Consider the following 22,902-nt stretch of genomic DNA (forward strand, 5'->3'; position numbering starts at 1 on the left):
ACATGAACAAGCACTACGACATCATCATCGCCGGTGGTGGAGTGATCGGCGCGTCCTGCGCCTACCAGCTGTCCAAGCGCAGCAACCTGAAGATCGCCCTGATCGACTGCAAGCGCCCGGGCAATGCCACTCGCGCCTCGGCCGGCGGCCTGTGGGCCATCGGCGAATCGGTGGGGCTGGGCTGCGGGGTGATCTTCTTCCGCATGATGTCCTCGCGCAGCAAGCGCGAGGCCAATGGCGCGGCGGTGGTGGTCGATTCGAGCACACCGCACATCCTGCCGGAATGCTTCTTCGACTTCGCCTTGCAGTCCAATGCGATTTATCCACAGCTGCACCAGGAACTGATCGAACGCCACGGCATGGACTTCAAGTTCGAGCGCACCGGGCTCAAGTACATCATCCAGGATGAAGAGGACCAGCTGTACGCCGAGCACATCGTCAAACAGATCCCGCACCTGGCCGACCAGGTGCGCTGGCTCGACCGCGACGCGCTGCGCGCTTCGGAGCCGGCGGTGACGCTCAAGGCCAATGGCGCGCTGGAGTTTCTCTGTGATCACCAGGTCAGCCCGTTCCGCCTGGGCGATGCGTTCATGGAGGCGGCGCGGCAGAACGGCGTCGACCTGTATCCGAACGTGAACATCACCGGCGTGCTGCATGAAGGTTCACGGATCAAGGGCGTGCGCACCGCCGAAGCCGGTGAGTTCCATTGCGGTACATTGATCAATGCCGCTGGCGCCTGGGCGGCGGAACTGAGCGAGTGGGCGACCGGGGAGAGCATTCCGGTCAAGCCGGTGAAAGGCCAGATCGTGCTGACCGAGCGTCTGCCCAAGCTGCTCGATGGCTGCATCACCACCAGCGATTGCTACATGGCACAGAAGGACAACGGCGAGATCCTGATCGGCAGTACCACCGAGGAGAAGGGCTTTGATGTCACCAATACCTTCCCGGAGATCAACGGCTTGGTGCAGGGGGCGATCCGCTGCGTGCCACAGCTGGCGCAGGTGAACCTCAAGCGCACCTGGGCCGGCCTGCGGCCTGGGTCACCGGACGAGCTGCCGATTCTGGGGCCTGTGGATAATGTCCAAGGGTATTTCAACGCCTGTGGACATTTCCGTACCGGGATTCTGACCTCGGCGATTACTGGCGTGTTGCTGGACAAGGTTGTCCACAATGAGGCGCTGCCGCTGGATATCACGCCGTTCCTGGCGTCGCGCTTCCACAGCGCCGGGGATAAACAGCGGGCTCATGGCTAGGTGGGCTTTGCCCCGCGATCGCGTTGACAGGCATGACGCAATCGCGGGGCAAGCCCGCTCCCACGGGCGGTGCTGAAAGGTCCAGTCAGATCTGCATCGCCATCCCTTGCACATTCATCGCCGCCTGGCGCAGGGCTTCGGAGCGGGTCGGGTGCGGGTGGCAGGTGAGGGCGATGTCCTCGGCCGAGGCCGAGAACTCCATTGCCACGCAGAACTCGCCGATCATCTCGCTCACGCTTGGGCCGACCAGGTGCACGCCCAGCACCTCATCGGTCTCGGCATCGGCGATGACCTTGGCGAAGCCCTCGGTCTCATGGTTGATCTTGGCGCGGCTGTTGGCGGTGAAGGGGAACTTGCCGACCTTGTAGGCACGGCCTTCGGCCTTGAGCTGCTCTTCGGTCTTGCCGACGCTGGCCAGTTCCGGGCGGGTATAGATGACGCCCGGGATGAGGTTGTAGTTGACCTCATGGGCCTTGCCGGCGATGCGCTCGATGCACGACACCGCTTCGTCTTCGGCCTTGTGCGCCAGCATCGGGCCGGAGGTGACGTCGCCGATCACCCAGATGCCTGGCACCGCGCTGCGATGATGGTCGTTGGCGAGCATGCCGCGCTTGTCGGTTTGCAGCCCTGCGCTTTCCAGGTTCAGGCCCTGGGTATAAGGACGGCGACCGATGGCTACCAGCACGTAGTCGGCCTGCAGGGTTTCGGTGGTACCACCGGCGGCGGGTTCCAGGGTCAGTGTGACGCCGTCGGCCGCGGCCGTGGCCTGGGTCACCTTGCTGCCCAGCTTGAAGGTCATGCCTTGCTTGGCCAGGGCTTTCTGCAGGGTCTTGGCGGTTTCTTCGTCGGTGCCAGGGCAGATGCGGTCCAAGTATTCGATCACCGTCACTTCGGCACCCAGGCGACGCCATACTGAACCCAGCTCCAGGCCGATCACCCCGGCGCCGATGACGATCAGGTGTTTGGGAACCTGGGGCAGCGACAGGGCACCGGTGGAGTCGATGATGCGCTGATTATCGATGGTCACGCCGGGCAGCGGCGTGGGCTCCGAGCCGGTGGCAATGACGATGTCCTTGGCCTGCAGGGTGGTTTCGCTGCCGTCCTCGGCCTTGACGATCACCTTGCCAACCCCGTCCAGGCGGCCCCAGCCCTTGACCCAGTCGACCTTGTTCTTGCGGAACAGGTATTCGATGCCCTTGGTCAGGCCAGTCACGCTTTCATCTTTCTGCTTCATCATCTGGCCCAGGTTGAGGGTCGGCTTGACCTCGATCCCCAGATGGGCGAACTCATCGCCACTGGCTGCCTCATACAACTCGGAAGCGTGCAGCAATGCCTTGGAAGGCATGCAACCGACATTCAGGCAGGTGCCGCCCAAGGTCGAGCGACCCTCGACACAGGCCACGCTCAGGCCCAGCTGGCCCGCGCGGATCGCTGCGTTGTAGCCGCCGGGGCCGCCGCCGATGATCACCACGTCATAGGATTTCATGGGTTTCGTTACTCCGAGAGTGTGAGGAAGCGAAGAGGGCACAAGGTTAATCTGAGTGAGGAAGATTGTATACAATCCGCTGAATAGGCTGCGCCAGATAGTTCTAGACTATGGTCGTGATTACCGGAAACTTCGTACGAATGAACTACCCTGATGCGGTGACGTCCGACACATTAAGGCGTGGCGTCCCGTATCAACGAAAGGGAGGGTCATGAATGCTTGCGCAACTTCCACCTGCGTTGCAGAGCTTGCACTTACCTTTGCGCGTCAAGCTGTGGGACGGCAACCAGTTCGATCTGGGGCCGAGCCCGCAAGTCACCATCGTGGTCAAGGAACCCCAGCTCATTACCCAGCTCACCCATCCCAACCTCAACGAGCTGGGATCAGCCTTCGTCGAGGGCAAGCTGGAGCTGGAAGGTGATATCGGCGAAGTCATCCGGGTTTGCGACGAACTCAGCGATGCCTTGCTGCAGGATGAAGATGAGGCATTGCCGGCACGCACTGCTCATGACAAGACCACCGATGCCGAAGCCATTTCCTATCACTACGACTTGTCCAACGAGTTCTACCAACTGTGGCTCGACCCGGACATGGTCTATTCCTGTGCTTATTTCAAGGAGCCGGATAACACCCTGGCCCAGGCTCAGCAGGACAAGTTCGACCATCTGTGCCGCAAACTGCGCCTGCAGGCTGGCGATTATCTGCTGGATGTCGGTTGTGGCTGGGGCGGGCTGGCGCGCTTCGCCGCCCGTGAGTATGGCGCCAAGGTGTTTGGCATCACCCTGAGCAAGGAGCAGCTGAAGCTGGGCCGCCAGCGGGTCAAGGAGGAGGGCCTGGCTGACAAGGTCGACCTGCAGATCCTCGACTACCGTGACCTGCCCCAGGATGGTCGCTTCGACAAGGTGGTCAGCGTCGGCATGTTCGAGCATGTCGGCCACGCCAACCTCGAGCTTTACTGCCAACGGCTGTTCGGTGCCGTGCGCGAAGGTGGCCTGGTGATGAACCATGGCATCACGGCCAAGCATGTCGATGGCCGCCCCGTCGGCCGAGGCGCGGGCGACTTCATCGACCGTTACGTGTTCCCCCATGGCGAGCTGCCGCATATCTCGATGATCACTGCACGGATTTGCGAAGCGGGCCTGGAGGTGGTCGACATCGAGAGCCTGCGCCTGCACTACGCCAAGACCCTCAACCACTGGAGCGAGAACCTCGAGAACCAGCTGCATCGCGCCGCCGCGCTGGTGCCGGAGAAGACCTTGCGTATCTGGCGCCTGTACCTGGCCGGTTGTGCCTACGCCTTCACCAAGGGCTGGATCAACCTCCATCAGATTCTTGCAGTGAAGCCTTACACCGACGGTCACCACGACCTGCCATGGACCCGTGAGGACCTGTATCGCTGACCTGTACAGCGGCGTGCTCGTCCGGCACGCCGCTGCGCGCTACAGGATCGGTGAAATCAGGCGTGCGATGCGCATCCCCAGCTGTTGCAGACGATGGGTGTCGCGGCTGTCTTCAGCGGTGATCTCCCTGGCCTGCTCGAAATCATTCATCAGCATGAGCTCGACTTGATCGGCAAAGGCACGATCCACCGTGAGCAAAGTGATCTCGAAATTCAGGCGGAACGAACGATTGTCGAGATTGGCGCTGCCGATGGCGCTGACCTCGTCGTCCACCAGCACGACTTTCTGGTGCAGGAACCCCGGTTGATAGCGGAACATGCGCACCCCGGCGCGCACCGCTTCGAAGGCGAATAGGCTGGAGGCGGCGTAGACGATGCGGTGGTCGGGGCGTGAGGGAATCAGGATGCGCACATCGACGCCCCTCAGTACCGCCAGGCGCAGGGCGGCGAAGATGGCTTCGTCGGGAATGAAGTAGGGGCTGGTGATCCATACCCGGCTGCTTGCCGAGTGAATAGCCTCAAGGAAGAACAGCGCGCAGGTTTCCTGGGGGTCGGCCGGGCCGCTGGCCAGTGCCTGGCACAGTACGCCATCTTCGGGGTAGGCATCAGGCAGGATCAGCGGTGGTAGCTGGCGCGTGGCCCAGTACCAGTCCTCGGCAAAGGACTCCTGCAGGCAGGCCAGTACCGGGCCGCTTATCTGCACGTGGGTATCGCGCCACGGCGAGAGCTTGGGGTGTGCCCCGAGGTATTCGTCGCCCACGTTGTGCCCACCGAGAAAACCCTGCAAGCCATCGACCACCACGATCTTGCGATGATTGCGAAAGTTGACCTGGAAACGGTTGAACCAGCCACGGCGTGTGGCGAACGCTTCGATCTGCACGCCGCCGTCACGCAGCACCTGGCTGTAACTGGCCGGCAGCGCGTGGCTGCCGACGCGGTCGTAGAGCACGAAAACCCGGACACCTTCGGCGGCCTTGCGCAGCAATAGCTGCTGCAGCTCCTTGCCCAGGGCATCGTCGTGGATGATGAAGAACTGCACCAGCACGGTGTCCCGCGCCATGCGGATGGCCGAGAAGATCGCCTCGAATGTGGCTGAGCCATCGATCAGCAGTTTCACTTCGTTGTTGGCAAGGCACGGCATACGCCCGAGCTTGGGCATGGCGCGCAGGGCGGCATAACTGTCCGACTCGCGGGCGGTCAGCGCTTCCTCCACCCATGGGCGCCAGTTCAGGTTGGCCATGGCCACATGCATTTCCTGGTTGGCTTGGCGCCGTGCCTGGATGTACGCATAGAAGGAGCGGGCGCCGAACACCAGGTAGGGGATGAGGGTGAGGTAGGGGATGAACAGCAGCGACATGGCCCAGGCGATCGCACCTTGGGCGGTGCGCACGGTGAACACCGCATGCAGCGCGGCGGCCAGGCCGAGCAGGTGAATCAGACCGAGCACGTAACCGAAAAAGTAGGGGCTGTGGTAATCCATACGCATCCTGCTTGCCGAGAGTACTGCTGCTAACAGACCACGTTCGAGGGGGCCACTGCAACCCACAGGCGAATTCGACGTCTAAAGGCTCAGTCCGGCCGGAGCCGGTATTTCGAGGAGCTTTCATCCATGAAGATTCGTCTGCCATTGCTCGCCCTGGCACTGGGGTTGGGTAGCCCGCTGGTCCAAGCGCAGATGTTGCAACCCGGCTTGTGGGAGCTGACCACCAGCAATATGCAGGTCGATGGCAAGCCGTTGCCAGACATGGAGTTCATGCTCGGCCAGTTGAAGAACCTGCCGCCTGAGCAACGGGCGATGATGGAAGGTGCCCTGGCCAAGCAGGGCATCACCGTGGGCGGCAAGGGTGTGCGCTCGTGCCTGACCGCCGAGCAGGTAAAGACCAATGACATCCCCCTGCAGGACCCGCAATCGGGCTGCACGCAGAAGATCACCGAGCGTAATGGCAATGTCTGGAAGTTCCAGTTCAGCTGCCCGAAAGCCCAGGGTACCGGCCAGGCCACCTTCCTCAGCGACCGTGAGTTCCTGACCAAGGTCAACGGCACGTTCAATGCCTCCGGTGTTCAGCAACAGGGCAGCATGGACACCCGGGCGGTCTGGCTGGGCAACGACTGTGGAACAGTGAAGCCACGCAGTTGAAGTAGCGCTCACCACCGATGTTGAGTAACCGCAACCGCGTCGTGGGCATGCAGGCTCTCTGCATGTTCCACGCGCACGCTGAACCCCGACGCCTCCTCAATCTGCATCAATGCCAGGTGCAGGCGCCGGGCAGCATCCTCGCAGAACATCAGGTTCTGTCCATTGGCCAGGGCAAAAGCCTGCTCGTCGGCGCGCTTCACGGCGGTCTGCACTGCGGTGCCCAGCGCGGCTTCCGCCGCGTCGATCAGCCCTGTCAGATTCAGCGCTTCCCCTGCAAGGCGTACCTGAAGCCTGGCCATGCTCCGTTGGCTATGGGGCGTCGCGACGATCCCGTCACTGCTGCCCAGCCATTGGCGAATGCCGCGCCGATCCAGTGGCCGGTGGGCGAAGTCCCTGTCGAACTGCTCCTGGATCAACTGCCTTGCAAGTGCTGCCGAGCATGGGCACGTCGACGAGTAGGGCACATTCACTGATAGTTCCACGTGGAACATTTCATATTCCAGCTTTGCATCCACGGTCACCGGGTAGCGCTTCCAGCCAGCCAACGGGCTGATCAATGCCGACCGTTTGAGCAGATGATCAAAGGTCAGCCGCAGGTAAGCATTGTTGGACAGGCCGGTGTGGCTAAGCAGAAATGCCCGCAGTATCTGGCGTAGTAGCGGGGGTGAAAGGGGCTGTTGCTCCAGCGCCTCCAATGCCAGGTACAGCCGGGACATGTGGATGCCGCGTGAAGCACCATCGTCGAGGCTCACTCCGGCATCGGCAAATGCGGTGACGGTGCGTCCGTCGAGTTGCAGCGCGACGGCGATACCACTCATACCCACCCAGTCCAGCGGCAGTGCCTGTTGGTTGCTTTGGGCGGCGACATCGGGAAGGGATAGGCTGGTCATGGAAGAGATCCTGAACGGTTAAAGTCACTGGCAACCGCCGATGAGGCTGCAATGCAGGTTGAAGCGTTGGCCGCTGGAGCTGGAAACACGATTCAGCGTGGTCCAGCCAATACGCCGGCTGTAGCCGACCCAAGCCTCGCCGTCGCTGGCCAGGCCGGTAAAAAACGTCAATGCGCCGTGGCGGCTGTTGGTTTGTGCCCACAGCCGCTTGCTCGCAACTTCATACCCGCGCAAGTAAAAGGTGCTGCCCTCGGTTCGCACGCTGTAGTAGTTGCCCTTGCTGTCCTGGCAGGCCAGCAAGGTTGCGCTGCGGGTACACCGTGCAAGGTCGGTAGTGGGCATGGCAAAGAGCTGCTCTGGATGAACGAGCAGCAGCAGGGCGATGACGCCAGGTAGTTTCATGACGCTCTCCAGACAACCGTTCGGCGATACGGCTTGGCGAAATTGTATTGTTATAATATAACATTATGCAATGCATCGTTTCGAATGCGCCTGCCCGATGAGGTTCGTCATGCCCAACCGTCTTCCTGTCACCGTGCTGTCCGGCTTCCTGGGTGCCGGCAAGAGCACGTTGCTCAACCATGTCCTGCGTAACCGCGACAACCTGCGCGTGGCTGTGATCGTCAATGACATGAGTGAAATCAACATCGATGCCAGTGAGGTGCAACGCAATGTCAGCCTCAACCGCGCTGAGGAAAAGCTGGTTGAGATGAGCAACGGCTGCATCTGCTGCACACTGCGTGAAGATCTGCTGGAGGAGGTGGCCCGGTTGGCGGGCGAGGGTCGCTTCGATTACCTGCTGATCGAGTCCACGGGTATATCAGAGCCGCTGCCGGTCGCCGAGACGTTCACCTTTCGCGATGAGCAGGGCCGTAGCCTCTCCGACATGGCGCGCCTCGACACCATGGTCACCGTTGTCGATGGGCTGAACTTCCTTCGCGATTATCAGGCAGCCGAAAGCCTGGCCAGTCGGGGCGAGACCTTGGGCGAAGGTGACGAACGTTCGATCAGTGACTTGCTGATCGAGCAAGTCGAATTCGCCGACGTGTTGCTGCTGAGCAAGATCGACCTGATCAGCCAGCATGAGCGCGAAGAATTGACCGCCATCCTGCGCAGCCTCAATGCGCGGGCGCAGATCGTGCCGATGGTGATGGGCCAGGTGCCTTTGGCGCGCATCCTCGATACCGGCCTGTTCGATTTCGACCAGGCCGCGCAGGCGCCGGGCTGGCTGCAGGAGCTGCGTGGCGAACATGTGCCGGAAACCGAGGAATACGGCATCGCCGCGACCACCTGGCAGGCGCGCCGGCCATTCCATCCGCAGCGTTTCTTCGACTTTATCCACAAGCCCTGGAGCAACGGCCGCTTGCTGCGCTCCAAAGGGTTCTTCTGGCTGGCCAGCAAGTTCCAGGAGGCCGGCAGCTGGTCGCAGGCCGGGGGCATGATGCGCCATGGCCTGGCTGGTCGTTGGTGGCGTTTCGTGCCGCGCGAGCAATGGCCGCAGGATGAAGAGAACACTGCGGCGATCCTCAAGCAGTGGTCCGCGGAAGCGGGCGACTGCCGGCAGGAACTGGTGTTCATCGGGCAGAACATCGACTTTGTTCGGTTATCCACAGAGCTGGAAGCCTGCCTGCTCGATGACGAGGAAATGGAGTTGGGGCCGATGGGCTGGCTGCGCCTGCCGGACCCGTTTGGTGCGTGGCATGAGGACGCTGCGGCATGACTGTGGATATCCGCCAGGTCTTCGGTGAGTCACCCCAGGTGATGACGGAGATTCTCCAGGATGGGGTCAACCTCGCGGTCTGGCAGCGCCGCCTGCCGGCCCAGGTCGAAGACTTCGCCAACCTGGTGCTGAGCCTGGGCCAGCCATTGGCCGATGAGCGCGTGATCGAGGTGGATGAACGCCAGCCGCCAGCGTTGCCCGGGCTGCTCAGAGAAACCGCCGATCTGCATGGCTACGATGGCTTCGTCGCCGATGTGGCCTGGCTGGTGGCGGCCTATACCTGCCTGCTGGGTGCTCGGCGCCTGGGAGTGCGGCTGCGGGTGCTTGAGGGGGCGATGTGCCCGCGCATGCATGTGGACCATGTGCCATTGCGCCTGCTCAGTACCTACGCCGGCGCAGGTAGCGAATGGCTGCCAGAGGGAGCCATCGACCGTGCCCGGTTGCAGCTGGCGCCGCCGCCTGTGGATAACGTCCAGCGATTGGTGGCGGGAGAGGTAGCCCTGCTCAAGGGCGAGAAGTGGCTGGGCAACGAGGGCGCGGGCTTGGTCCACCGGTCCCCGCAAACACCCGCCGGGGAACGTCGCTTGCTGTTGAGCCTGGACTGGTTGGCATGAATTGCCGGACGCCCCGGTATAGACTGCCATCAAGCCCTTGCGATACCGAGCCATGTTGCAGAACATCCCCACCCATGTGATCGCCGGCCCGCTAGGTGCCGGCAAGACCAGCCTGATCCGTCACTTGCTGGAGCAACGACCGGCTGGTGAGCGTTGGGCCGTGCTGGTCAACGAATTTGGCCAGATCGGCCTGGATGCCGCCTTGCTCAGCCGTGATGAGGCGGGCATCGCCATCGGAGAGGTGGCGGGAGGCTGTCTGTGCTGCGTCAATGGCGCACCGTTCCAGGTGGGGCTCGGCCGCCTGCTGCGCAAGGCGCGCCCGGATCGCCTGTTCATCGAACCGTCCGGCCTCGGTCACCCACTCGAATTGCTGGAGCAACTGGGGCGGGCGCCTTGGACCGGTGTCCTGTCGGTCCAGCCACTGTTGATGGTGCTGGATGCCGCCGCGCTATCCCGGGGCGATACTTTGCCCGAGCCACAGCGCGTGGCATTGGCGAAGGCTGGGTTAGTGTTGATCAACAAGGCGGGGGCTGTGGACGACACTGCCCGCTTGTTGATAACTGCAACGTTACCCGGCGTTCCAGTGGTCTGGGCAGACCATGGCGCGTTACCGTTCGCTGAGCTGCCTGTTTCTCTCACTGCCGCAAAAGGTCAATCCGATCTTTCCAGCCTGCCTGTGGATAATGACTCACACTCACGGCCCGCGCTGTGGACGGATGCGCGGCAGCCTATCTGCCAGTCTCGGCAGGCGCAGGAGGACTGGAGTGTCGGTTGGCGCTGGCATCCGGATCTGAGTTTTGACGAGAGGGTGCTGCGTGGTGTGCTCAAGCAGTGGCCGTGGCGTCGGGCGAAGGGAGTTATCCACAGCATGGATGGGTGGCGGTCATTCAATGGACTGGAAGGTGGGCCGCTGGAATGGCGCCCCAGCGAATGGCGCAGGGACTCGCGCATCGAGCTGATCTTCGATCAGCCACAACCGGTGCAGGTGCTCCAGGCAGCCATTGCCAGCAGTTACCTTGCTGGCTGATCAATTGCGCCAGCGGTTATGTTCCTGGCGCCATTGCTGCATTTCGATGACGTTGTCGGTGCGTGGCGGGGTCTTGATCTCGAACGGGTAAGGTGCAAGTTCGATCTGCATGGTATGGGCGCCGAACTGGGTGACGGTGCCTGGGTGGCGTTGTTCGCCGGTGACGGTGAACTCGAAGTTGTAGATGCGCGCCAGGCGCTTTCGGCCATTGGCGTCGCGCACGAAGGCGATGCGTTTGAGCGCCACGGCGTCGTCGAGCAGTTCCAGGTCGAGCTTGGCGCAATGCTGCTTGACCCGAGCCAGGGCCTTCTCGCGAAGCCCGTGGTTGTGCCACAGCCAGGCGCCTGCGGTCGCCACCAGCATCAGGACGAAAAGGTTTTCCAGGGTCAGCATTTGCGTAAGCTCCAGACAGGTCGATCCAGCTTAACTGCGTCTCTGGCCTGTCGTACAGATGGCAATCAGGTTCATACTGCGGGCCGCACATTTCTTCACACAGTTTCGGAAGCGCCCTGCATGAAACGTACACCGCACCTGCTCGCCATTCAGTCCCACGTGGTCTTTGGACACGCCGGCAACAGCGCCGCGGTGTTTCCCATGCAGCGGGTCGGGGTCAACGTCTGGCCACTGAACACGGTGCAGTTCTCCAACCACACTCAGTATGGCCAGTGGGCGGGGGAAGTGCTTGCGCCTGCGCAAATTCCCGCGTTGGTGGAAGGCATTTCCAATATCGGCGAATTGGGCCACTGCGATGCGGTGCTGTCGGGTTACCTGGGCAGTGCCGAGCAGGGGCGGGCGATCCTGGCTGGCGTCGAGCGGATCAAGGCGGTCAATCCCAGGGCTTTGTACCTGTGCGACCCGGTCATGGGCCATGCCGAGAAAGGTTGCATCGTGCCGGCCGAGGTCAGTGAGTTCCTGCTCGAGCAGGCCGTGGCCAAGGCCGATATCCTGTGCCCCAATCAGCTCGAGCTGGACAGTTTCTGTGGCCGTCGCGCGCAGTCGCTGGAGGATTGCGTGGGCATGGCGCGTGGGTTGCTGGAGCGTGGGCCGCAGGTGGTGCTGGTCAAGCACCTGAATTATCCACAGCGCGCGGACGATGCCTTCGAGATGCTCCTGGTGACCCGCGAAGCCAGCTGGCACCTGCGTCGGCCGTTGTTGGCGTTCCCCCGTCAGCCGGTAGGGGTGGGCGACCTGACGTCAGGGTTGTTCCTCGCCCGGGTGCTGCTTGGCGACAACTGGCTGCAAGCCTTCGAGTTCACCGCCGCCGCCGTGCATGAGGTGTTGCTGGAAACCCAGGCCTGCGCCAGCTATGAACTGCAGCTAGTGCGGGCCCAGGATCGCATCGCCCACCCACGGGTACGCTTCGAGGCGCAGCGCCTGTTGTACTAGATGGCGTCGGCCTTGAGGTTCTGGTAGCGCTGCTCCAGCTCCTGGCGGATCTGCCGGCGCTGCTGGCCCTGCAGGAAGCGGCGCTTCTCTTCGCTGCTCTGTGGCTGGCGCGGCGGCACCTTCACCGGGCGCCGGTCATCGTCGACAGCCACCATGGTGAAGAAGCAGCTGTTGGAGTGGCGTACCGAACGCTCGCGGATGTTCTCGGTGACAACCTTGATGCCCACCTCCATCGAGGTATTGCCGGTGTAGTTGACCGAGGCCAGGAAGGTCACCAGTTCGCCGACGTGCACAGGTTCGCGGAAGATCACCTGGTCCACCGACAGGGTCACAACGTAGGTGCCGGCATAGCGGCTGGCGCAGGCATAGGCGACTTCGTCGAGGTACTTGAGCAGGGTGCCGCCGTGTACGTTGCCAGAGAAGTTGGCCATGTCCGGTGTCATCAGGACGGTCATGGTCAGCTGGGCGTTTCCAGGTTCCATAGAGAGCTCACGGTGAATTTGCACGGTATCGGGGCGGGTATCTGCAGACACTTCTGTTTCCCCTCTTTGAGGTTTCCCATCCTGGTACGGGACGTCGGCTGACGCTCCATCGTCACGCCAATATTGCCATCGGCGGTGTCGAATCTGCCGATCTGTTTCTGCATATTGCATTGGCAATTTGCGGCAAGGCGCGATGTTAACCTGACGACGCCCATGCAACGTGGGCTTTCGCGTCAATCACAACAGTATGTGCCTGCTCCGCGCCCAGGGTCTTCCCGGCAGAGGAGCGGTTCGCCCCCAGCATCGAAAACAAGGAGTAACACGCCATGCATGCCATCAGCTTCATCCAGGATCTGGCGGTGATCATGCTGGTTGCCGGGGTGGTCACCATTCTCTTTCATCGCCTCAAGCAGCCCGTGGTGCTGGGCTACATCGTCGCTGGCTTCATCATCGGGCCGCACACGCCGCCGTTCGGGCTGATCCACGACGAAGACACCATCAAGACCCTGGCCGAACTGGGAGTGATCTTCCTGATGTTCTGCCTGGGCCTGGAGTTCAGCCTGCGCAAGCTGTTCAAGGTCGGCGCCACGGCGTTCATCGCCGCCTTCCTGGAAATCGTCCTGATGATCTGGATCGGTTTCGAGATCGGCCGCTGGTTCGGCTGGAACACCATGGATTCGCTGTTCCTCGGGGCGATCCTGGCGATTTCCTCGACCACAATCATCGTCAAGGCGCTCAACGACTTGAAGATGAAGAACGAGCGCTTTGCCCAACTGATCTTCGGCGTGCTGATCGTCGAGGATATTCTCGGCATCGGTATCATCGCGCTGCTGTCGGGCATCGCCGTCAGCGGCACGGTGAGCTCCGGCGAGGTGTTCTCGACCGTGGGCAAGTTGTCGCTGTTCATGATCGTCGCGCTGGTCATCGGCATCCTGCTGGTGCCGCGGCTGCTGGCCTATGTGGCCAAGTTCGAAAGCAACGAAATGCTGCTGATTACCGTGCTGGGCCTGTGTTTCGGCTTCTGCCTGCTGGTGGTCAAGCTCGAGTACAGCATGGTGTTGGGTGCCTTCCTGATCGGCGCAATCATGGCCGAGTCGCGCGAGCTGCTGAAGATCGAGCGCCTGATCGAGCCGGTGCGCGACTTGTTCAGTGCCATCTTTTTCGTGGCCATCGGCCTGATGATCGACCCGTCGATCCTGCTCGAATACGCCTGGCCGATCGTGGTCATTACCCTGGCGGTGGTGCTGGGCAAGATGCTTTCCTGCGGCATGGGGGCGTTCATTGCCGGCAATGACGGACGCACTTCGCTGCGTGTGGGGATGGGGCTTTCGCAGATCGGCGAATTCTCCTTCATCATCGCTGCCCTGGGCATGACCCTGCAGGTCACCAGCGACTTCCTCTACCCGGTAGCGGTGGCGGTATCGGCCATCACCACCCTGCTCACGCCCTACCTGATCCGCGCTGCCGACCCGTTGTCGATCAAGCTGGGCAAGGTGGTACCCAGTCGCCTGGCACGGGTGCTTTCGCTGTACGGCGAGTGGTTGCGTAGCATCCAGCCCCAAGGCGAGGGGGCCATGCTGGCGGCGATGATCCGGCGCATCCTGTTGCAGGTTGGGGTCAACCTGGCACTGGTGATCGCGATCTTCTTCAGTGGCGGCTATTTCGCCGGGCGTATCGGCGTCTGGCTCAGCGAATGGGTGACGGACGCCGGTCAGCAGAAGGCGCTGATCTGGGGCGCGGCGCTGCTGCTGTCGTTGCCGTTCCTGATTGCCGCGTACCGCAAGCTCAAGGCGCTGTCGATGCTGCTGGCAGAGATGGGCGTCAAGCCGGAGATGGCGGGGCGACATACCCAGCGCGTAAGACGGGTGATCGCCGAGGTGATTCCGCTGCTGTCACTGCTGGTGATCTTCCTGCTGCTGTCAGCCTTGTCGGCGAGCATTCTGCCCACCAGCGAACTGCTGCTGATCATCGCGGTAGTGGCGGCGGTGGTGGTGGCGCTGCTGTGGCGCTGGCTGATCCGTGTGCATACGCGAATGCAGGTGGCGTTGCTGGAGACGCTGGAGAACAGCCGCGATCATTCGCACTGAGGGAGCGGATAACGCTTTCTGCGCAAGATTTCACCGTCGTCCGAGGGGATGGAGCGGTAGCAGTGTCGCCAGGCGCAGAGAGCCTGGCGATTCTACGAGTGATTGGTAGCTATAAGCCATCACTTTGTGCGGGTATTTCTCATTCAGCTTTCCAGCCAGACATCCCGCGCCCAGTGCCAGACCGATTCCCAGCTTTCCTCGGTGACGATTTCCTCTTCACCGGACCACAGCACCACGGTGCCGTCCTCTTCGACGCAGTAGAAATCGTCTCCGTCCTGGCAGATCGGGATGAGGTCGCGGGGCACGCCGGCGTCCCAGGCATTGGCCGCCACCTCCGGCAGGTAGGTGTGGGATTGCGGGTCGGTCACGGTCACCGGCTCGAGGCTGCCGTACACCACGTCACTGACGGTCAGCAGGTATTCCTTGAACACGAAGGGGATGTTGATGAACAGCTCTTCCTCGATTTCGACCAGCTGATCCTCGTCCGGCAGTTCCAGCGGCACCGGTACCGGCTCGTTGGCTTCACGGAGTTGTTCGATCACTTCTTCCACGGTTCACATCCTCTGACCTTATGACAACGCTGCGCGTTATACCCTAGTAGGCCGCTCTGGCAAAAGCAAAAACCCCGGGACAGGCCCGGGGTTTTTTCTGCAACGTGCGACGGTTAACCGTTTTGGCGGATACCGGCCAGCAGCCAAGGCTGGTTTTCGCCCTGGGCGCGAACCATGTGCCAGCTTTCGCTGAACGCTTCGCCCTGATCGAAGCGCGAAGTCTTCGACACGCCACGGAAGGTAAGGGTGGCGTCGGTCTGGTCGGCGCGGTCGTCTACGCCATCCAGTTGCACATCGAGGTCGTCGATGTAGGTGGACTGGAAGCCTTCACCTTGTTCCGCGCGTTCACGCTTGAGGAACTCGAGCATCTGCGGGGTGACGAACTCGGCGATCTTGTCCATCTCGTTGGCGTCCCAGTGCTGCTGCAGCGACTGGAAGTGCGAACGGGCGGCGGCCAGGAAGCTGGCTTCGTTGAACCAGGCCGGGGCGTTGATCGCAGGCGCGGCAACCGGTGCGGCGGAACCGCCGAAGATCGACTGCGGGGCGGCCTGCGGCTGGGCTTCGCGCTGGTACGGGGCATGGCCGGCTGCAGCGTGTTGCGGTTGCTGCTGGCGGCGGCGCGCGGCGATGAAGCGGAAGACCAGGAAGGCGATCAGGCCCATGATCAGGAAATCGAGGATCTGCATGCCATCGAAGCCGTCGCCCATGAACATGGAGGCCAGCAGGCCACCGGCGGCGAGGCCGGCCAATGGGCCCAGCCAGCGCGAGGCGCCGCTGGCGGCAGCGGGTGCGCGGCCTGGCGCGGTCGGGGCGGCGGCAGGGGTGGTCGGGGTTGCCTGGCGGGTCTGGTGGATAGGCGCGGAGCCCGAGCTCTTGCCGCCACCGAAGCGCTTGGCGTTGGCGTCGAGGCTCAGCGTCAGGCCGACGCAGAGCGCCAGAGCGATGCTAAGAAAACGTTGCATAAGTTGGGGATTCCCGTTTGTGTGGATTGCACGCGCGTCATGGTGCACATGAACCAGCAGACATAGCCAGCGACAACATGTTTCGAGCTTTTGCCTGATAGTCGGGAATGCGGACGGGCGTTGTCTGAAAGGTCATCGCGGGGCAAGCCCCGCGATTGGGCTCAGATGGCTTCCAGCTTGGCGTATCCAAGCATCAGCCATTTGCTGCCTTCGGAGAAGTTCACCTGCACCCGCGCCTGGGCACCGGAGCCCTCGAAGTTGAGGATCACGCCTTCGCCGAACACCGCATGCTGCACCCGCTGGCCAAGGCTGAAGGCGGTCTGCGGGATGCTGGCATTGGCGAACAAACTGCTCGCGGGCGTCTTCGCGCCGCCGAACGGACGGCTCACGGTATTCGACAGGCGCACTTCCTGCACCAGCCCGGACGGAATCTCGCGGACGAAACGCGACACCTTGTTGTAGGTTTCGCTGCCGTACAGGCGGCGGGTCTCGGCGTAGGTCATGACCAGCTGACGCATCGCCCGGGTGATGCCCACGTAGGCCAGGCGCCGTTCTTCTTCGAGGCGGCCGGGTTCTTCGAGGCTCATCTTGTGCGGGAACAGGCCTTCCTCCATGCCCACCAGGAACACGTAGGGGAACTCCAGGCCCTTGGCGCTGTGCAGGGTCATCAGCTGGATGCTGTCCTCGTGCTCGTCGGCCTGGGTGTCGCCGGCCTCCAGCGAGGCATGGCCGAGGAACGCCGACAGTGGCGACAGGTCGGCGTCGTCGTCGCTGGTCTCGAAGTTGCGCGCCGCGCTGACCAATTCCTCAAGGTTTTCCACCCGGGCCTGGCCTTTCTCGCCCTTTTCTTCCTGGTGGTAGATGATCAGGCCGGACTGTTCGATGACGGTCTGGGTCATCAGGTGCAGCGGCATGTCCAACACCTTGGCGGCGAGGTTCTCGAGCAGCTCGATGAAGGCCCCCAGCGCACTGGCGGCGCGGCCCTTGAGGGCCTTGGCGGCCAGCAGCTGGCACATGGCGTCCCACATCGACAGCTGGCTGTGACGGGCGTGTTCGCGGATGGCCTCGACGGTCTTCTCGCCGATGCCGCGTGGAGGCACGTTGATCACCCGCTCCAGCGCCGCGTCGTTGCCGCGGCCTTCGAGCAGGCGCAGGTAGGCCATGGCGTTCTTGATCTCGGCGCGTTCGAAGAAGCGCTGACCGCCATAGATGCGGTAGGGGATGCGTTCGCGCAGCAGGGCCTCTTCCAGCACCCGCGACTGGGCGTTGGAACGGTAGAGGATGGCGATCTCGTCGCGAGCGTTGCCCTGCTTGATGAGACTTTCGATGGTCTCGACCACGTAGCGCGCTTCGTCGTGCTCGTTGTACGCGGCGTAGAGCGTGAGCGGTTCGCCCTCGCCCATGTCGGTCCACAGTTCCTTGCCCAGGCGTCCGCTGTTGTTGGCGATCAGCGCGTTGGCGGCCTTGAGGATGCCGCCGGTGGAACGGTAGTTCTGCTCCAGGCGAATCAACTCGGCGTCGGGGAAGTCGGCGGTGTACTGGTGGATGTTCTCGATCTTGGCGCCGCGCCAGCCGTAGATCGACTGGTCGTCGTCACCCACCGCCATCAGGCTGTCGCCACCGGAGGCCAGCAGGCGCAGCCAGGCGTACTGCACGGCGTTGGTGTCCTGGAACTCGTCCACCAGCAGGTGGCGGAAGCGGCGCTGGTAATGCTTGAGCAGGTCCGGGTGGTCGCGCCACAGGTCGAGGGCGCGCAGCAGCAGCTCGGAGAAGTCGATGACCCCGGCGCGGTCGCAAGCCTGTTCATAGGCGACATAGATGTCGCGCATGGTGGCCAGGAACAGGTCGCCGCTGGCCTGGATATGCCGTGGGCGCAGGCCCTCGTCCTTCTGGCCGTTGATGAACCACTGGACCTGGCGTGCCGGCCATTTCTGCTCGTCCAGGCCCATTTCGCGGATCACCCGCTTGACCAGGCGTTGCTGGTCGTCGCTGTCGAGGATCTGGAAGTTCTGCGCCAGCCCTGCCTCCTGCCAGTGCGCCCGCAACAGGCGGTGGGCCAGGCCGTGGAAAGTGCCGACCCACATGCCGGCCGGGTTGATGCCCAGCAGTTGCTCGATACGCTGGCGCATTTCCGCCGCGGCCTTGTTGGTGAAGGTCACCGACAGGATCGAGTGCGGCGAGGCCTGTTCGACCTGGATCAGCCAGGCGATACGGTGCACCAGCACGCGGGTCTTGCCCGAGCCGGCGCCGGCCAGCACCAGTTGGCGTCCGACGGAGGCCGCCACGGCCTGGCGCTGGGCGTCGTTGAGGGAGTTCAGCAGGAGGGAGAGGTCGTCATTATGCATGCGGGCATTCTATGGCCGCGCGCAGGCAGGGGCAAACGCCCGCGCTGCAAATCACCGCACAGGCCATCTACCGTTCATCGGCGCTGCTGGCAGCGCCGCGTGGTTGAGCGGTCAGACCTGGACGGACGAGACATTTTCCAAATCATGACGTAGAGCAGTTTGGTCTGACGCGACGCTTGTGTATTCTCCCTGCACATTTGTGGTCAGCCATAACAAGAACTCAAAAGAATCCAGCCATATGACCCAGGATTGCATGGCGATCGGAGCATCGCCGGAGACGACACGGAGCGTTCGCAGGCAATTCGCCACCCAGCTGTCGATCGAGCGGACTCGCCTGCTGTACCAGGGCTCCCTGCTGCCCACTTTGTTCATGCTGCTCAACGGCCTGCTCAGCGCCTGGTTGCTGTGGAGCCCTGGGCGCTATCTGCTGGTTGGTGTGTGGATGGCCTGGCTGCTGGCACTGGTGGTGCTGCGGGTGATCCAGGTGGCGGCCTTCGAATCGGCGACACCGGTTCGCCAGGCCAAGCCAGCCTGGCGGCGGATGTTCCTGCTCGGTTCGGCGTTCAGCGGCCTGACCTTGGCCAGTGCGGTGATCGCCCTGGCGCCGACGGACAACTTCGTGCAGCAGGCCTGGGTATTCGGCCTGCTCGGGGCGGCGGCGTTGTCGGCCAGTGTCGCCTACGCGGTCAGCCTGCCGGCGTTCCTCAGCTTCGCGGTGCCGTGCCTGCTGCCGCCGATCGCGTTTCTCTTCGTCTATGACGCCGGGCACCAGCGTGGCTGGGGATGGCTGGGGCTGATCCTGCTGGTGGCGCTGATGGTGGTGGCCTGGCAGGTCAATCGGCTGATCGAGCGTGGCCTGCTGCGTCGCTTCCAGAACCAGGCCCTGATCGAGCATCTGCAGTGCGCCCAGCGCCACAGCGAGGGTCTGAACCGCAAGCTCAGCGCCGAAATCGCCCAGCGTCGTCAGGCCGAGGACGACCTGCGCCAGGCCCATGCCGGCCTTGAACAGCGCGTGGCCGAACGCAGCCATGAGCTGGACCTGGCCAACCAGGCCCTGAGCAAGAGCGAGCAGCGCCTGGCCCTGGCCCTGCAGGCCAGCGAGCTGGGGCTGTGGGACTGGAACCTGGAAACCGACGAGGTCCATCACACACAACTGCATGCCCTGTTCGGCCTTGATGCCGAGCAGGTCCGCTCGGTGCGCGCCGACCTCAAGCCGCGGCTGCACCCCGATGACCTGCCGCTGCTGCGGCGCACGCTGGTCGAACACCTCAAGGGGCGTACCGAGGACTACCGGGTCGAGTACCGGGTGCGTCACGCCCAGGGCCACTGGTGCTGGATCGAGGACCGTGGGCGGGCGGTGGAATCCGATGCCCAGGGCAAGGTCCTGCGCATGCTGGGCACCCGCCGTGACATCACCGCACAGAAGGAGCAGGAGGAGCAGCAGCGGCTCGCCGCAACGGTGTTCGAGGCAGCCAGCGAGGGGATCGCCATTCTCGATGCCGACTTCCAGCTGCTGGCGGTCAATCAGGCTTTCTGCGATGTCACCGGCTACGGCCGCGCCGAACTGATCGCCCGCAACGCCCTGGAGCTGCCCTGCAGCCGCGACGCCAGGCGCCACAGCCAGGCCATCGACCAGGCGCTGGACCAGCAGGGCCGCTGGCAGGGCGAGCTGGTCGAGGCGCGCAAGAGCGGCGAACTCTACCCCCAATGGTTGCAGCTCAACAGCGTGAGTGATGTGCGGGGGCGCATCGTCAATATCGTCGGCTTCTTCACCGACCTGTCGGCGCGCCGCGAATCCGAGGAGCGCCTGCGCTATCTGGCGCACTACGACGACCTCACCGGCCTGGCCAACCGTGCGCTGTTCCGTCTGCGCCTGCACGAGGCGGCGCAACGCATGCGCCTGAATGGCCGCAGCCTGGCGCTGCTGCACGTTGACCTGGACCGCTTCAAGCTGCTCAACGAGAGCCTGGGCCATGAGCTGGCCGACCAGTTGCTGAAGAAGATGGCCCAGCGCCTGGCCAACGCGGTGCCCGAGGCCGACACAGTGGCGCGCCTGTCAGGCGACGAGTTCGCGGTGCTGTTCGACGGCTATACCAACTTATCCAGCCTGGTGCGCGTCACCACCCGGTTGCTGGACAAACTGCGCGTGCCCCAGCGTGTGGGCGGGCACGAGGTGGTGATCAGCGCCTCGGTGGGTATCAGCCTGCTGTCCGACGCCAGCCTGGACCTCAATGCGCTGGTCAGCCAGGCCGACATGGCAAAGCAGCATGCCAAGCACCTGGGCGGCGACAGCTTCCAGTTCTATACCGAGAGCCTGCGTGCCAGCACCCTTGAGCGCCTGCAGTTGGAGAACCAGTTGCGCAAGGCCATCGACGAAGGCCAGCTGCTGGTCTACTACCAGCCCAAGCTGTGCCTGCGCACCGGTCAGCTGCACGCGGCCGAGGCCCTGGTACGCTGGCAGCACCCGCAATGGGGCATGGTGCCACCCAGCGAGTTCATTGGCCTGGCGGAAGAAACCGGGTTGATCGCGCCCATGGGCGAGTTCGTGCTGCGCCAGGCCTGTTGGCAAGCCTGCGAGTGGTTGCGCCAGGGCCTGGAGGTGCGGGTTTCGGTCAACCTGTCGGTGTACCAGTTGCGCCAGGGCAAGCTGGTCAGCCTGGTGCGCCAGGTCCTGCAGGAATCCGGCCTGGCGCCGCACCTGCTGGAGCTGGAACTGACCGAAAGCCAGTTGCTGGACAGTGTCGAGCACATCATCGCCACCTTCGAGCAGCTACACGCGCTGGGGGTGAAGCTCGCCATCGACGATTTCGGCACCGGCTACTCGTCACTGAGCTACCTCAAGCGCTTCCCGGTCGACTACGTGAAGATCGACCAGGCGTTCATCCGCGGGCTGCTTGAAGGCACGCAGGACGCGGCCATCACCCGGGCGATCATCGCCATGGCGCAGAGCCTGCAATTGAAGGTGGTGGCCGAAGGGGTGGAAACCCGTGAACAGTTGCAGTTCCTGCGCGAGCACGGCTGTGACGAGGTGCAGGGCTACCTGATCAGCCGGCCGGTCGATGCCGCGTCGTTCAAGGCGCTGCTAGGGCGTTCGACCGCCGACCTGTTGGGCTAGGCGTGCCAGGCCTGGCCCTGGCGCGCCAGCAGGCTGTTGGCCTGTTCGGGGCCATTGCTGCCGGCGGGGTAAGGGCGCGGCGCCTGGAAGTGCTCCTCCCAGCCCTGCAGGATCGGGTCGATCCAGGCCCACGCGGCCTCGACCTCGTCGCGGCGCATGAACAGCGTCGAATCGCCTTCGAGTACATCCAGCAACAGCCGTTCGTAGGCCTCCCAGCGGCGGGTCTGGGCGAAGGCCTGGGCCAGGTTGAGGTCCAGCTCGACCGGCGCCAGGCGCATGCCCTTGCCCGGGCTCTTGGTCATCATGCGCAGGCTGATGTGCTCGTCCGGTTGTAGCTGGATCAGCAGCTGGTTGACCTGGCCGCCGCTGAACAGCTCGTGCGGCACGGGCTTGAACTGGATGACGATCTGCGACGAGCGCCGCGCCATGCGCTTGCCGGTACGCAGGTAGAACGGCACGCCGGCCCAGCGCCAGTTGTCGATGTGCGCCTGGACCGCGACGAAGGTTTCGGTGTCGCTGTCGTTGTCCACGTCCTTCTCGAAATAGTAGGCCGGCACTTCCTGGCCGCCGATCTTGCCGGCGCCGTACTGGCCGCGCACGGTCTTGTCCTGGACGTCCTGGCCTGTGATGGGCTTTAGGGCGCGAAGAATCTTCACCTTCTCGTCGCGTACCGCCTCGGCCTCGAACTGCGAGGGGGGCTCCATGGCCACCAGGCAGAGCAGTTGCAGCAGGTGGTTCTGCAGCATGTCGCGGGTGGCGCCGGCACGGTCGTAGTAGGCGCCACGATTTTCCACGCCGAGGGTTTCACAGACGCTGATCTGCACATGGTCGACCTGGCCGTTGCGCCATACCGGCTCGAGCAAGGCGTTGGCAAAGCGCAGTGCCATGAGGTTCTGCACGGTTTCCTTGCCCAGGTAGTGGTCGATGCGAAAGACCTGGGATTCGTCGAACACCGCGCCGATTGCTTCGTTGATCGCGGTGGCCGACTCCAGCGAGTGGCCGATGGGCTTTTCCAGCACGATGCGTGCTTCGCTGTCGGCCAGGCCGGCGATGCGCAGGTGAGTGGCGATTGGCACGAACAGCTTGGGCGCGGTGGCCAGGTAGAAGATCCGCGTCAGGCCGCCGGGCTCGCCCAGGTAGCGGGCCAGGCGGCCGAAGTCGGCGCTCTGCGCCGCGTCCATGGGGAAGTAGTCGAGCCGCGCCGAAAAGCGCTGCCAGACGTCTTCGTCGAAGTCCTGGCGGGCGACCTGCGCCCGGCAATGGCGCTCGGCAAGCTTGACGTAGTCGTTGCGCGGCAGGTTGCGTCGGGCCAGGGCGATAATCCGCACGGCCGTGTGCAGGCGGGCTTCGCGATACAGGTGGTAGAGCGCCGGGAGCAGTTTGTGCAGGGCCAGGTCGCCCGTGCCGCCGAAGACCAGGATGTCGCAAGGAATCGTCAAACCACCACT

General features: G+C 63.4%; 19 protein-coding genes. 9 read left to right on the forward strand and 10 right to left on the reverse strand.

The genetic code is table 11. From position 1 onward, the window contains the following. Positions 1-2: 2 nt before the first annotated feature. Entirely contained in the window at positions 3-1,253 is a 1,251-nt protein-coding gene (gene hcnC / locus ACODS9_RS10330; RefSeq protein ID WP_401108036.1) for a cyanide-forming glycine dehydrogenase subunit HcnC, read from the forward strand. Positions 1,254-1,338: 85 nt separating this feature from the next. Here the strand turns inward: hcnC and lpdA are convergent, their stop codons facing one another. Then, positions 1,339-2,739 (reverse strand): dihydrolipoyl dehydrogenase, encoded by a 1,401-nt coding sequence (lpdA, locus tag ACODS9_RS10335; protein WP_489093858.1) that lies wholly within the window; start codon positions 2,737-2,739, stop codon positions 1,339-1,341. Positions 2,740-2,954: 215 nt separating this feature from the next. Between lpdA and cfaB the strand changes: the two genes are divergently transcribed. Next, positions 2,955-4,139, forward strand: coding sequence for a C17 cyclopropane fatty acid synthase CfaB (gene cfaB, locus ACODS9_RS10340; RefSeq protein ID WP_489093859.1), 1,185 nt, complete (start codon positions 2,955-2,957; stop codon positions 4,137-4,139). 39 nt (positions 4,140-4,178) lie between these two features. Here cfaB and cls read toward each other — a convergent pair whose 3' ends face one another. After that, entirely contained in the window at positions 4,179-5,618 is a 1,440-nt protein-coding gene (gene cls / locus ACODS9_RS10345; protein WP_489093860.1) for a cardiolipin synthase, read from the reverse strand. Positions 5,619-5,747: 129 nt separating this feature from the next. Between cls and ACODS9_RS10350 the strand changes: the two genes are divergently transcribed. After that, positions 5,748-6,275 carry a DUF3617 domain-containing protein gene (locus ACODS9_RS10350; protein ID WP_401108026.1) on the forward strand — a complete coding sequence of 176 codons (528 nt, stop codon included), beginning with the start codon at positions 5,748-5,750 and terminating at the stop codon, positions 6,273-6,275. Positions 6,276-6,283: 8 nt separating this feature from the next. Here the strand turns inward: ACODS9_RS10350 and folE2 are convergent, their stop codons facing one another. Further along, positions 6,284-7,165, reverse strand: coding sequence for a GTP cyclohydrolase FolE2 (folE2, locus tag ACODS9_RS10355; RefSeq protein ID WP_489093861.1), 882 nt, complete (start codon positions 7,163-7,165; stop codon positions 6,284-6,286). Between the two features lie 24 nt (positions 7,166-7,189). Next, a complete protein-coding gene (locus ACODS9_RS10360; protein ID WP_023629677.1) occupies positions 7,190-7,567 on the reverse strand; it encodes a hypothetical protein in 378 nt (125 codons plus the stop codon). 109 nt (positions 7,568-7,676) lie between these two features. Here ACODS9_RS10360 and zigA point away from each other — a divergent pair, with 109 nt between their 5' ends. Genes zigA through ACODS9_RS10375 form a run of 3 tightly spaced genes read left to right on the forward strand, consistent with a single transcriptional unit; the run spans position 7,677 to position 10,526 of the window. After that, on the forward strand, positions 7,677-8,885 hold the full coding sequence (zigA, locus tag ACODS9_RS10365) for a zinc metallochaperone GTPase ZigA (protein WP_489093862.1): 1,209 nt from the start codon (positions 7,677-7,679) through the stop codon (positions 8,883-8,885). Next, positions 8,882-9,499, forward strand: a complete 618-nt coding sequence (locus tag ACODS9_RS10370) for a DUF1826 domain-containing protein (RefSeq protein WP_489093863.1) — start codon at positions 8,882-8,884, stop codon at positions 9,497-9,499. The genes zigA and ACODS9_RS10370 overlap by 4 nt, the downstream gene beginning before the upstream one ends. 52 nt (positions 9,500-9,551) lie before the next feature. Continuing rightward, a complete protein-coding gene (locus tag ACODS9_RS10375) occupies positions 9,552-10,526 on the forward strand; it encodes a CobW family GTP-binding protein (RefSeq protein ID WP_489093864.1) in 975 nt (324 codons plus the stop codon). On the opposite strand, the gene ACODS9_RS10380 is transcribed toward ACODS9_RS10375, so the two are convergent. Further along, a complete protein-coding gene (locus ACODS9_RS10380; protein WP_023629680.1) occupies positions 10,527-10,919 on the reverse strand; it encodes a DUF3301 domain-containing protein in 393 nt (130 codons plus the stop codon). Between the two features lie 120 nt (positions 10,920-11,039). Here ACODS9_RS10380 and pdxY point away from each other — a divergent pair, with 120 nt between their 5' ends. Then, positions 11,040-11,912: a pyridoxal kinase PdxY gene (pdxY, locus tag ACODS9_RS10385; RefSeq protein ID WP_046857627.1), complete on the forward strand. Its 873-nt coding sequence runs from the start codon at positions 11,040-11,042 to the stop codon at positions 11,910-11,912. Here the strand turns inward: pdxY and ACODS9_RS10390 are convergent. Beyond that, entirely contained in the window at positions 11,909-12,394 is a 486-nt protein-coding gene (locus ACODS9_RS10390; RefSeq protein ID WP_217867714.1) for an acyl-CoA thioesterase, read from the reverse strand. The genes pdxY and ACODS9_RS10390 overlap by 4 nt on opposite strands. A 326-nt stretch (positions 12,395-12,720) precedes the next feature. Between ACODS9_RS10390 and ACODS9_RS10395 the strand changes: the two genes are divergently transcribed. Beyond that, complete coding sequence (locus tag ACODS9_RS10395) at positions 12,721-14,481, forward strand: cation:proton antiporter (RefSeq protein ID WP_046857625.1); 1,761 nt, start codon at positions 12,721-12,723, stop codon at positions 14,479-14,481. A gap of 143 nt (positions 14,482-14,624) precedes the next feature. Here the strand turns inward: ACODS9_RS10395 and ACODS9_RS10400 are convergent, their stop codons facing one another. From ACODS9_RS10400 to uvrD, 3 genes are all read right to left on the reverse strand, one after another. Continuing rightward, positions 14,625-15,032 carry an SMI1/KNR4 family protein gene (locus tag ACODS9_RS10400; RefSeq protein WP_023629684.1) on the reverse strand — a complete coding sequence of 136 codons (408 nt, stop codon included), beginning with the start codon at positions 15,030-15,032 and terminating at the stop codon, positions 14,625-14,627. Positions 15,033-15,145: 113 nt separating this feature from the next. Continuing rightward, positions 15,146-15,994 carry a Tim44 domain-containing protein gene (locus tag ACODS9_RS10405; RefSeq protein WP_046857624.1) on the reverse strand — a complete coding sequence of 283 codons (849 nt, stop codon included), beginning with the start codon at positions 15,992-15,994 and terminating at the stop codon, positions 15,146-15,148. Between the two features lie 161 nt (positions 15,995-16,155). Then, positions 16,156-18,339 carry a DNA helicase II gene (gene uvrD / locus ACODS9_RS10410; RefSeq protein WP_401108007.1) on the reverse strand — a complete coding sequence of 728 codons (2,184 nt, stop codon included), beginning with the start codon at positions 18,337-18,339 and terminating at the stop codon, positions 16,156-16,158. A gap of 253 nt (positions 18,340-18,592) precedes the next feature. Here uvrD and ACODS9_RS10415 point away from each other — a divergent pair, with 253 nt between their 5' ends. Further along, entirely contained in the window at positions 18,593-21,454 is a 2,862-nt protein-coding gene (locus tag ACODS9_RS10415) for a putative bifunctional diguanylate cyclase/phosphodiesterase (protein WP_489093865.1), read from the forward strand. Here the strand turns inward: ACODS9_RS10415 and zwf are convergent. Further along, complete coding sequence (zwf, locus tag ACODS9_RS10420; RefSeq protein WP_217867708.1) at positions 21,451-22,893, reverse strand: glucose-6-phosphate dehydrogenase; 1,443 nt, start codon at positions 22,891-22,893, stop codon at positions 21,451-21,453. The genes ACODS9_RS10415 and zwf overlap by 4 nt on opposite strands. Positions 22,894-22,902: the final 9 nt, after the last annotated feature.

The organism is Pseudomonas sp. FG36, assembly GCF_057809275.1.